General features: G+C 47.7%; 18 protein-coding genes. 8 read left to right on the plus strand and 10 right to left on the minus strand.

Annotated features, from left to right (window positions below; all coding sequences use genetic code 11):
- Positions 1–9: 9 nt before the first annotated feature.
- The 9 genes from SANT_RS14915 to SANT_RS23490 form a co-directional block, all read right to left on the minus strand.
- Entirely contained in the window at positions 10–459 is a 450-nt protein-coding gene (locus SANT_RS14915; RefSeq protein WP_025423075.1) for a DUF1367 family protein, read from the minus strand.
- 15 nt (positions 460–474) lie between these two features.
- A complete protein-coding gene (locus SANT_RS14920) occupies positions 475–762 on the minus strand; it encodes a hypothetical protein (RefSeq protein ID WP_025423076.1) in 288 nt (95 codons plus the stop codon).
- 91 nt (positions 763–853) lie between these two features.
- Positions 854–1,117 (minus strand): DUF4752 family protein, encoded by a 264-nt coding sequence (locus SANT_RS14925; protein ID WP_335328930.1) that lies wholly within the window; start codon positions 1,115–1,117, stop codon positions 854–856.
- On the minus strand, positions 1,114–1,374 hold the full coding sequence (locus tag SANT_RS14930) for a hypothetical protein (protein ID WP_025423078.1): 261 nt from the start codon (positions 1,372–1,374) through the stop codon (positions 1,114–1,116). Before SANT_RS14930 ends, SANT_RS14925 begins: the two co-directional genes overlap by 4 nt.
- Positions 1,371–1,571 carry a hypothetical protein gene (locus tag SANT_RS14935; RefSeq protein ID WP_025423079.1) on the minus strand — a complete coding sequence of 67 codons (201 nt, stop codon included), beginning with the start codon at positions 1,569–1,571 and terminating at the stop codon, positions 1,371–1,373. Before SANT_RS14935 ends, SANT_RS14930 begins: the two co-directional genes overlap by 4 nt.
- Entirely contained in the window at positions 1,571–2,422 is an 852-nt protein-coding gene (locus SANT_RS24220) for an ATP-binding protein (RefSeq protein ID WP_025423080.1), read from the minus strand. The genes SANT_RS14935 and SANT_RS24220 overlap by 1 nt, the downstream gene beginning before the upstream one ends.
- A 3-nt stretch (positions 2,423–2,425) precedes the next feature.
- Positions 2,426–3,304, minus strand: a complete 879-nt coding sequence (locus SANT_RS24225; protein WP_025423081.1) for a replication protein — start codon at positions 3,302–3,304, stop codon at positions 2,426–2,428.
- Between the two features lie 51 nt (positions 3,305–3,355).
- Positions 3,356–3,652, minus strand: a complete 297-nt coding sequence (locus SANT_RS14950; RefSeq protein WP_025423082.1) for a CII family transcriptional regulator — start codon at positions 3,650–3,652, stop codon at positions 3,356–3,358.
- Positions 3,653–3,796: 144 nt separating this feature from the next.
- Entirely contained in the window at positions 3,797–4,012 is a 216-nt protein-coding gene (locus tag SANT_RS23490) for a helix-turn-helix transcriptional regulator (protein ID WP_071882034.1), read from the minus strand.
- Positions 4,013–4,121: 109 nt separating this feature from the next.
- On the opposite strand from SANT_RS23490, the gene SANT_RS14955 reads away from it, so the two are divergent.
- The 8 genes from SANT_RS14955 (at position 4,122) to SANT_RS14990 (ending at position 8,808) form a co-directional block, all read left to right on the plus strand.
- Positions 4,122–4,796: a S24 family peptidase gene (locus SANT_RS14955; RefSeq protein WP_038669765.1), complete on the plus strand. Its 675-nt coding sequence runs from the start codon at positions 4,122–4,124 to the stop codon at positions 4,794–4,796.
- A 333-nt stretch (positions 4,797–5,129) separates the two neighbouring features.
- Positions 5,130–5,753 carry a Panacea domain-containing protein gene (locus SANT_RS14960; protein WP_025423084.1) on the plus strand — a complete coding sequence of 208 codons (624 nt, stop codon included), beginning with the start codon at positions 5,130–5,132 and terminating at the stop codon, positions 5,751–5,753.
- Positions 5,753–6,130: a hypothetical protein gene (locus SANT_RS14965; RefSeq protein ID WP_025423085.1), complete on the plus strand. Its 378-nt coding sequence runs from the start codon at positions 5,753–5,755 to the stop codon at positions 6,128–6,130. Before SANT_RS14960 ends, SANT_RS14965 begins: the two co-directional genes overlap by 1 nt.
- Before the next feature lie 715 nt (positions 6,131–6,845).
- Positions 6,846–7,094 carry a hypothetical protein gene (locus tag SANT_RS14970; protein ID WP_025423086.1) on the plus strand — a complete coding sequence of 83 codons (249 nt, stop codon included), beginning with the start codon at positions 6,846–6,848 and terminating at the stop codon, positions 7,092–7,094.
- A 7-nt stretch (positions 7,095–7,101) separates the two neighbouring features.
- Positions 7,102–7,593, plus strand: a complete 492-nt coding sequence (locus SANT_RS14975) for a hypothetical protein (protein WP_025423087.1) — start codon at positions 7,102–7,104, stop codon at positions 7,591–7,593.
- Positions 7,594–7,629: 36 nt separating this feature from the next.
- Positions 7,630–8,013 carry a pentapeptide repeat-containing protein gene (locus SANT_RS23880; RefSeq protein ID WP_025423088.1) on the plus strand — a complete coding sequence of 128 codons (384 nt, stop codon included), beginning with the start codon at positions 7,630–7,632 and terminating at the stop codon, positions 8,011–8,013.
- A gap of 62 nt (positions 8,014–8,075) precedes the next feature.
- Positions 8,076–8,504 (plus strand): hypothetical protein, encoded by a 429-nt coding sequence (locus SANT_RS14985; protein WP_038668649.1) that lies wholly within the window; start codon positions 8,076–8,078, stop codon positions 8,502–8,504.
- 85 nt (positions 8,505–8,589) lie between these two features.
- Positions 8,590–8,808 carry a hypothetical protein gene (locus SANT_RS14990; RefSeq protein ID WP_025423089.1) on the plus strand — a complete coding sequence of 73 codons (219 nt, stop codon included), beginning with the start codon at positions 8,590–8,592 and terminating at the stop codon, positions 8,806–8,808.
- 154 nt (positions 8,809–8,962) lie between these two features.
- Here SANT_RS14990 and SANT_RS24230 read toward each other — a convergent pair whose 3' ends face one another.
- A complete protein-coding gene (locus tag SANT_RS24230; RefSeq protein ID WP_148296304.1) occupies positions 8,963–9,331 on the minus strand; it encodes a hypothetical protein in 369 nt (122 codons plus the stop codon).
- Between the last annotated feature and the right edge of the window lie 6 nt (positions 9,332–9,337).

Here is a 9,337-nt window from a genome sequence, read left to right on the forward strand (position 1 = left end):
ACGGTAGCCTCAAAAATATGAGTAAAGCTGGTTGATGATGTTTTGGTTTTTGGTGCCGCCAAATATTCGCTTAATGGCTGCGTTTATCAGCGCTGAGTAACACTGCTCAAATTCGTCCTGCTCCATGTTCCCGTACGCGAGGCTTTTCGCTTCCGTCCTAATGGAGCCGTCAAGCCGTACCGTCTGTTCGTAGTAACCTGCCAATATTGTCAGGTCTTTGCGAAAGCGGTCGAATTGAGCGGACTCGTCCATAAATTTCAGGTCGGTTTTATCAGCGGCCCAGTGGTCAAAGCAGAATTTAAAGAAAGCGAAAACTTTTCTATGAAATTGGGGGTTGCGGCTTAATTTTGCTTCGAGGGTGTACAGCTCTCCGTTTCTAAACTTTGCCAGCCTTGGCAGGTCCATATCGAACGCCGGGACAAAGACGCCGCCGGCGCTCTTTATCATTTCGATTTGCACGGCTCACCTCTCTTTCTAGCCATCTTTAACGGATATGCCTTCCGACTTAACAGCGTTTTCGCAGCGCTCCAGACAGTCATTCCAAATATCACTTTGTAGTGTTCCTGCGCATTCATAATTCGGAAATTCAAACACCAGCGCCGCACGGCTGGCCTGCCATGCCGCTTGCCAGGCTTCCCATTGATTTTGAGCTGTAAGGAAGAGATATTTATTCCCTCTTTTCTCAACCGCTCGTGGGTACTGACCTTTGTCTGATGCCCAATATTCAAACCGCTGGCGCTCAATTTCATCTTTGTCGCTCATTCTTCCTCTCCCCGCTTCATCGCTTGCGCGGCACAAACAAAAAGGGCCGCTATTACAAGCAGCCCCACGATTAACTCTGTTAGATATGTGATCATCGCTCCTCCTTGCGATATATCAGGATTATCAAATCGCCTTTTTCCGCGAAACGTAAATATCCGCCCTCTGTTATCTTGTCCAACTCAAAGGCTTCATAAAACTCGTCCACAGCTTTCTGACGGCGCGACGATTTCCGGCGCTTGCTCCATTGCCTGAGAAATATGCCCGTGAGCCACCCTCCGGCTCGGACAGTGATATACAGATATCCGACAATCATCAGGCCAATCGTCATCCATTCGCTAACGCTGATTTCTTTCATGATCCATCCTTCACTTTCAGGCCTGCGGCGCGAATGACTTTGCCGGCAGCGTTGATTCCAGCGTTATACCCCTCATCCCACTCTGTATCATTTTCTCCATTGCCAAGCAGATATCCGGTATCAATTTCAATAGCGGCGCGGGATGCCTGCCATGCTATCCAAAGAGCTTCGGTTACATCATGGTCAGGAGCATCCTTCACACTCCAGCCAGTCTCATCCCTGTACCATTCCTCAAAAACAATCCGGCTGTTCTTCATCCTTCCCCCTGTGTCTCGATAATGTCCTGCAAAATGTCGTGTGCCTCAGCAACCCTTTCGGCAATGACATCACGCATCATCCTGCCGTTCTCGTTCTCGACGGGGATAAGCTCAAGATTGTCAGCCATGCCGGCCAGTAAATCCCGAGCTTCTTCAATCGGGCCCGTCGGCTTGTGAAGTAGAATTACGTCACCCATTAGGCAGCACTCCGCGATCGGTAACTATCCCAGGTAAACGCGAGTGTGCAGCCGCCGCCATCGTTCATGCGGTCGATTACGCGCTCACCGATGAAGGCCGACAACTCATCTTTGGGCAAATTGCTGATTAATATCGTGGGCTTCATTTTCTCGTAGCGAGTATTGATAACCTCGAACAGGATCAGCTTTTCGGTATCGCTTCCAAATTGCACTCCAACTTCGTCAATGATGAGCAGTGCCGGGTCCGTGTAGGCATGAATAACGTCATACTCTGAGCGTTCCGAATTCTTTCCCCAGGTCGATTTAAACGCCCTGCCTAGCCTTAACGCGGTTGTGAATAGGGCGGCGCTCTGGTGGACGGTAATGACATGCTTGGCAATAGCAAGTGCAAGATGGTTTTTCCCCGTGCCAGGCTTCCCGCACAAGACCAACCCGCCGCCCTGCTTCAAACGGTCTGGCCATTTCGATGCGTAGGCTTTGCAAAGCTTTAGACAGCGTGCGGCATCGTCGTTGACGGGCTCGTAATTATCCAGCGTCACGTCTGCAAAACGCTCGGGCAGGTTCAACTCTCCCATGAGCCTGTTTATCTCGTTGCGCTTACGCCTTTGGTCCGCTTCATCCGCATCCTGCTGCAACTTCACGAGCTTTTCGCGCAAGCACGCAGGACACTCGCTTTTTGTTTCCATAACTTTGCTAAGCACCAACATTTTCCGGCACCGTTGATTAAACGTTCCATGCTTATCACAGACAGCCTGTACCTCCTCATAAACCGTGTTTTCAATAGGCTTGGGTGGCGCGCTAATGTCTGCCAGTTTCTGCTTAATGGCCTCGATATTTTCTCGGTAGTCCATAGATTACTCCCTGGCCCAACTGGGCATTTGAGTAGAGCCGTAGTCTTTGGCGTTGAAATTCTCGGTCATGGTGCGATGTTGCACGGGCTTTGCGGCTTGTTTGGGCTCAAACAGCCCTGTCCAGCCGTTTGCAATACTCTGGTTTATTACGTCCTCCGGCGTTGCACCTTTGCTTCGGCTCCGGTCCAGCACGTTAATTGCCTGTGTAACCGTCTGCTGGGACTTGATGGCCTTTTTGATGTCTTTCCGATAGCAAACCCATGATTGCCATGTCTGCCGCGATAGCCACTCAGGTAGCGTCACCTGCATCGGATCGAATTTGCTTGATGGCTGTTTTTTCTCAGCCTCTGAATTTATAGCCTGGGGGATTATAGGGGGATTAATATTGTCTTTATTGTCTTTTGTATGTTTGTCTTTTGTGTTTAACGGATTCCGTAAAGGGTCGATTACAGATTCCGTAAAACTTTTCTTTACGGATTGCGTAAAGGTTGACGGATTACGTAAAGGTTTACAGATTCCGTTAATCTTCGTCAGCCAGCCTGATATTTCCTTGTTAACGCCCGTTTGCCTACCTTCTGCCCGAATGACATTAAGCTTGATCAATTCATTTCTGGTCGTGCTACAACGCGTCTCAGGGATGCCTGTAAGCTCGGACAATTGGCTGTTGCTTATCCAGTCTGATTTCCTGTTGTACCCGTACGTTTTACGAATGACTGCCAAAGCAATAAGTAACTGGTTCTGGGTCAAGCCAGATAGCATTACCGCTTCAAGAAGCTCGTTAGCGATACGGGTGTACCCATCATCGGTATCGACCACGCGGCGCTCCACGGCCCGCAAGTCGGGCCTGATTGGGATGACTATGTTTTCTGCGAGGCTACCCATAGATACCCCCGACACTGTTTACAAAAACAGTTGTTTGCATGTATAATTACCTCAGAAATCGATAGAAAATTGTTGTACTGAATCCCTGGTTGCCGCCGGGGATTTTTTCTTTGTGAGCACCCTTGCAACCTGCTTAGCCAGCCGCGCTAAGTCCTCGTCCTCTACTCCGTAATTCAAAATGGCCAGAGCCATGCTCATGGTTTCAAGCATCCCATTTTTCCATCGGCTGACCTGGGATTCATGAACCCCCATTGCTTCAGCAAACCGACGCTGGCCCATCACGGAAATCTTGTTCAGCAATGACGAGTGGATCCTCATTGCCGTCTTGCGTGTACTTGCAATATCCATCTGTGATACTTCTCCTATCGAACTGAATCGATTGTTAAAATTACGGGTTCTTTGTTTGTTCATCCGACTTTTAGCCGTCCTGGCTGATCCTCGGGGCCGCCGTATACCGGGCGTTCGGTTGAAGCGGTGGCGCCGAAGCGCCGGTTATGCTGCGTTCTGTTTAGGGGGGAAAACGTCGTCTAATTGGACGGTTGCCCCAAGATTATTTAATGCGTTAACCAGTTGGCGGCACGTACTTAAATCAGGAGTTCGGCGACCAGATTCGTAATGGCCGATCGCTCCCTGCGTGCATCCAACCAGATCAGCAAGTACGGATTGAGAGACCGGAATTGCCTCCCGAATCTTGCGTAAGTTGCTCATATGCGACTCCATGAATGGCTGGTAATTACGATAATACATATTGTACTTAACAACTGCAAATGATTAATACGTTTTGTACGTTGCGAGTTTTAATACATTGCGTAATATTTTGGGCATGAAAATGAAATGGACTGACTTAGCCAAAGACAAGATGAGGGAATTAGGCATCTCACAAGAGAAGCTTGGGGAACTCATTGGCAAAACCCAGGGCGCCGTCGGGCACTGGCTGAATGGCCGACGCGAGCCAAGCATTGATGACATCGCCCAAATCATGAAGGCGCTTAAGATGCCAGAAATGGTACTTTTGTCGGATGGCTACGTGAGGTCTATAGGCGACGAGGAAGGCGACAACGTTTCTTACGTAGGGCCTTTTACGCCTACAAAAAAACTCCCCTTAATCAGTTGGGTTAGCGCCGGGCAGTGGAGTGAGGCGCTGGAGCCGTACAAGATCGATGACATTGAAGAGTGGCCTGAAACAACCGTGCATTGTAGTGATGGTTCGTTTTGGCTGAAGGTGCGTGGGGACTCGATGACGTCGCCAACAGGATTGAGTATCCCGGAGGGAATGATCATCCTGATTGACCCGGAGGTTGAACCTAGCAACGGTAAACTTGTTGTGGCTAAACTTGAAAACGAGAACGAAGCCACCTTTAAACGTTACGTCACCGACGCCGGGCAAAAATATCTGAAACCATTAAACCCGCAGTACGCGATGATTCAGATTAACGGCAATTGCACCATTATCGGTGTGGTAGTCGATGCCAAAGTTGACAACCTTCCGTAGAGATAGCCCCGCCCGTGTGTTCTGGTACTCAGTGTTGGTTTGATGCTTTCCTAGCAGTCTATGTGTGCCTATCCAAGGGAGCATAATTACTCTTAATCTAAGCCATGCACATGCATGCACGTGAGATAGGCTCAGTGGCCGGAGGAGACCTTCAACTGAGGGGGGCGAGGTAACATCTTGAACTGATTAATCTTATAGTTCTGCAATATCGCCTCACATGTGTTATGATTGTAATCAATAAAATCGCTGTATTTTTAACCAGTACATTTCTGAAAATCTTGTGTTTTTAGAATCGGATTGATTGTCTAAAGTTAACCTCAAAGGAGGCGCATCATGGCTTACTCCGCTATCGCAGTAGCTAATGCCTTCATTGACAAGGCAAATCAAGAAGGAATTTCTGACCTTTCACAAATGAAGTTGCAGAAACTGGTTTTCTTCGCACAATCATGGTCTTTAAGACTTTATGAAAAACCGATTACAGAAGATTTCTTTGCGAAATGGACCTTTGGACCAGTGATACCCTCACTCTACCACGCAACAAAACAATATGGCAGCGAGCATATTTCATCATTGATAAGTACACTAGAGTTCTCGAGTGGGGGCATGCCTGAGACAGTAACCCCTACCATTCCTGATCCAACCGCAGAATTAATATGCTTGATTGACAATATATTAAAGGTTTACGGTCATATGACTGCGGCGGCTCTTTCCAGGCTTACCCATTTACCTGGATCTGCATGGTCTCGAGCTGGCGAAGAAGAAGCTGTACTTGATAATCAATTACTTAAAGAATGCATTGTCATTGAAGAGGGAAGATTCATGTCCTGTGCAGAATTTCCCTACAACTATGATTTATCTAGGATAGAAAAAGCACTATCAGATGACTTTATAACTGTTCCAGAGGGATTGGAAACGCTTGATGACTTCACTACTTGGCTTCGCGAGGCTGTCAAGTAATGAAGGTTGAGATTGGTAAGCTTTTTGGAAGGGAATTGCTCAATTTCCCTCCCAGCGATCAGCTTAAGATCAAGAACTTTATCAAACATGTACAAGCTCATGGTTTAAATAACCTTGAGGGAAGGAACAAAAATTCTGACAACGTTCCTACTGATGACAAAGATTTTGTCAAAAAAGTTAAATTAGCTCAAGCACACCGCTTATGGCATTACCACATTGGTATAGTCGATTATGATATGACAAAGTCTTTTGGTGATAGAACTTCTGAATATGTTCTTCACTATAAAAATGAGCTAAGTCCAGGTGAGTTGCGGATTATTGATTTCTCAACTCATCCACCATTCAGGCCCCCTACCCCCCCATACTTAGAAGAATAACCCGGCCCCGCACCGGGTTTTTTTATGCCTGTCATCCTGCCGTAACCTCTATTGATAAAAATATGGAGATCCGCTACTGTACTGATGTCTAGGCAGTACGGTTGCGGGTGTCCTAAATTCCCCAATCTGAGCCCGCGCTCGCGGGCTTTTTTATGCACTCGGTGCGCGATTTAGCACACCGAACCGGCATCCCTACTCCGCTATGATGCCCACCTAACTACAAGAGAATCACGATCCCTCTGCCCGCGTCGTCCATGCCGCGGGCTTTTTTGTGCCTGAAATCCGCCAATCCCCTCCCCGGTCGGTCGGTCGGTCTGTCAAAAACTTTAAACCCTCACTATTCAAATACATATCGTTTTATAATCATCTTTAGTACGAATTGTATTGACTGCATTTAGTACATTTTGTATTGTTTACCCATCGGCAGGGAACACGCCGCCACGGAGCACCACCCGGCAGGACGCCGACAGGAGCAGCAAGCACATTCCCGTATGTGGAGACAGTCGGTAAGAATTACCGGCATAAACGGAGATAGTCTGACGGTGGACAATAAACGTAGCCGGGCTTGAAGCGAGGGTGGAACCCTTCCGACGAACAGGGCGGAGTGACCAGGACACGGAATGTCCGATTGCGGTCATCAAATCAAGCACAAGAAAATTTATACAGCATCCTGATTTTAGGATGCTGAATTAAATCTTCTTACCTGGAGGTTCAGATGAAAAACGAAATAGCTTGCCCGGTGTGTGGACGGATGTTCAGCCCGAAGACACCGTATACGCACATCCAGCAGCACCACAAGGGCGCGAAGGATTCCGAGCTGGCAAAGATACGGGATGCTCGCCGCAAATGCTTTGACGAAGTTCCAGAGCGTAAGAAGGGGGATCGGCGCTGTCTCCCGGAAGTAGCGCTCTACAGAGCGGGTTATCGAAGCGTACGCGAAGAAGCGACGCATATTGTGAAGTGAGCGAAACATGAGCAAACGGCTTGAGATTTTGAAAGCCTCTCTCGCGAAGAAAGAGGCGCGATTTGATGAGCGATTGCAGAACCACTTTGACACTGTAGCCCAGGCAAATGGACAGCCACTTAATGACAAGCGCAATGGACGCGCAACGCTGCAAAAGTGGAATGAGCAGGGCGATGGCCTGAGGACGCTACAGGACAGTATAAAGCGCACAACGGATGCTATCGATCGCGAAGAAACCATGATTGCCAAGGTCGGCATGGTTGACCTGCCGGCCTACCTTCAGCAAGCGATTGTCGATGGACTGATAACTCAATGGCGCAAGTTCCCCCGATTCTTTTTTGTGACAGGCGTGAAGCATGGCCGCATTGTTTTAGACAATAAAACCGGGGCCATTGCTCATCGATATCTGAGCAAGGTCACAAAAGATGAATATCCAACCTTTCGAGATGTATTTAACAAGCTGAACCAGCAATGCCGGGAATCATCAAAGGCTGCTTAGCGGCCTTTTTTATTGGCTAAATTCAGGATTAACAATATGAACACAGCAGACCTGAAAAAGATTTTAGATGATCACAAAGTATGGGTAGAAAGCTTATATCTGTCAGGATCAAGAGCGAACCTGTGCGGTGCCAACCTGTGCGATGCAAACCTGTGCGGTGCCGACCTGCCAGAAAAAACCTTCGTAAGGATGGGTGGGGCTTATCCAGTGTTCATAACAAACGGTGAATACGTCCGGGCAGGATGCCAGAACCACACTGTCGATAAATGGCGCAGGTTCACCAAAAAGGACATTGCCGATATGGATGGACGTAAAGCGCTGCGTTTCTATCCGATACTGCTGGATATTATTGATTTTCATCTCGGCAAAGGCGATCGGCCGGAATGGCTTAGCGAGCCTGATTCGGAAGAGGCTGCCTAACCCACAGCTTTTTTATTACCTGTTAACCCATCGTGGACGCAGCAAAACTTATAGAGGTGAGTATGGGCAATCTAGGTTATTTCGAGGGTGACACGTGCGCCCGAGATGGTTGCGAGGGAGTTATCGAGCTGGAAGAGGTAGAGAATTGCAGTTGCCATTTGTATGCACCCTGCTGGCGTCACGAAAATGCAGATATGTGGTGTCCCGAGTGCGGTTGGCAAGCATCTAAAGACCCCCTTTGCGTTCGCGAAATATCAACAATCAGTTTAGGTGGCCCACTTCCATTAATCGAAACGCGGCGCCGCGTTCTTGACCCAACAAAAATCGACTGGATCACAAAAATGCATAGTAGCAGCTCGATGATTAAAGAAGGCGTCTATCCAGAGTATCTGACAAGGCAAGAAGTCGAAAAAGAGGTGCGCGGAACTTTCGGAGGTCGATTCGAGTATTTTGGAGACGGCAAGTTTAAGTACATTGCATACACAGACTAGCCCGCCCCGAGCGGGTATATTTTTGCCAGTAGCTCGGTAATGCCGGACAAATGGCGGCTTTATACGCATGACAAAAGGAGATGATATGAGCAAAGAAACAGGTGGACAGGCGTTTCCCGTGCAGGGATATGAAGGCGTGACCATACGCGATTATTTTGCAAAAGAGGCTCTTGGATTGTGTTATGCCCAATACCTTAATTACGCCGAAGTTGAGGGTTTTCACGAAGATTGGCGCACGGGTGTAGCAATTGACGCTTACATGATGGCTGATGCAATGCTCGCCGCCCGGGCCAGTAACAGCTGACAGGAGGACGTGTGCCTAAGACCTATTCAACAACATAGAATTAACGAATGATAGCAAAAGAAAAAAAACAAAAGTGCTCGCATGCTGGAATACGAGCACTGAAAATCAACTAATCGCTCCGTGTGAATATTATCAACACGGAAGACCTATCGATTTAAACAAACTGCAGAGAATGTGTGAATTTAATCGTTTGCTTACCTTCAAGTTCCGCTGTCAATTGTTTTCCATTTTCAATTGGCACAGATATATCTTGAATAGTGATCTCTTTCGAGTCTGGGTCGAAATATAAGGTTATGGTTCCAGCGAGAACACCTTCCAAACTACCTGTACGAACTAACTTAAGTTCACAGACATGCCTTGAAGAGAGCTCCTTAGAAGCAAACGTATGTTTTTGCAATGGTTCATTAACAGTTGTCGCAGGTATAGCTTTACTGCCTACAGTCTGACTATGGAAGTTTAATGCAAGCTGGTTTGGCTTTGCGCTTACATTATCGATAGCATATATAGTTAATTCATAGTTCATGATTTA

Origin of the sequence: Sodalis praecaptivus (assembly GCF_000517425.1) — a bacterium.
Lineage (GTDB): Bacteria > Pseudomonadota > Gammaproteobacteria > Enterobacterales > Enterobacteriaceae > Sodalis_A > Sodalis_A praecaptivus.

Excerpts from the sequence above, each read along its gene's own strand:
- SANT_RS14920 (WP_025423076.1), bottom strand. The coding sequence starts at position 762 with ATGAGCGACAAAGATGAAATTGAGCGCCAGCGGTTTGAATATTGGGCA.
- SANT_RS14925 (WP_335328930.1), bottom strand. The coding sequence starts at position 1,117 with ATGAAAGAAATCAGCGTTAGCGAATGGATGACGATTGGCCTGATGATT.
- SANT_RS14930 (WP_025423078.1), bottom strand. The coding sequence starts at position 1,374 with ATGAAGAACAGCCGGATTGTTTTTGAGGAATGGTACAGGGATGAGACT.
- SANT_RS14935 (WP_025423079.1), bottom strand. The coding sequence starts at position 1,571 with ATGGGTGACGTAATTCTACTTCACAAGCCGACGGGCCCGATTGAAGAA.
- SANT_RS24220 (WP_025423080.1), bottom strand. The coding sequence starts at position 2,422 with ATGGACTACCGAGAAAATATCGAGGCCATTAAGCAGAAACTGGCAGAC.
- SANT_RS24225 (WP_025423081.1), bottom strand. The coding sequence starts at position 3,304 with ATGGGTAGCCTCGCAGAAAACATAGTCATCCCAATCAGGCCCGACTTG.
- SANT_RS14950 (WP_025423082.1), bottom strand. The coding sequence starts at position 3,652 with ATGGATATTGCAAGTACACGCAAGACGGCAATGAGGATCCACTCGTCA.
- SANT_RS23490 (WP_071882034.1), bottom strand. The coding sequence starts at position 4,012 with ATGAGCAACTTACGCAAGATTCGGGAGGCAATTCCGGTCTCTCAATCC.
- SANT_RS14960 (WP_025423084.1), top strand. The coding sequence starts at position 5,130 with ATGGCTTACTCCGCTATCGCAGTAGCTAATGCCTTCATTGACAAGGCA.
- SANT_RS14965 (WP_025423085.1), top strand. The coding sequence starts at position 5,753 with ATGAAGGTTGAGATTGGTAAGCTTTTTGGAAGGGAATTGCTCAATTTC.
- SANT_RS14970 (WP_025423086.1), top strand. The coding sequence starts at position 6,846 with ATGAAAAACGAAATAGCTTGCCCGGTGTGTGGACGGATGTTCAGCCCG.
- SANT_RS14975 (WP_025423087.1), top strand. The coding sequence starts at position 7,102 with ATGAGCAAACGGCTTGAGATTTTGAAAGCCTCTCTCGCGAAGAAAGAG.
- SANT_RS23880 (WP_025423088.1), top strand. The coding sequence starts at position 7,630 with ATGAACACAGCAGACCTGAAAAAGATTTTAGATGATCACAAAGTATGG.
- SANT_RS14985 (WP_038668649.1), top strand. The coding sequence starts at position 8,076 with ATGGGCAATCTAGGTTATTTCGAGGGTGACACGTGCGCCCGAGATGGT.
- SANT_RS14990 (WP_025423089.1), top strand. The coding sequence starts at position 8,590 with ATGAGCAAAGAAACAGGTGGACAGGCGTTTCCCGTGCAGGGATATGAA.
- SANT_RS24230 (WP_148296304.1), bottom strand. The coding sequence starts at position 9,331 with ATGAACTATGAATTAACTATATATGCTATCGATAATGTAAGCGCAAAG.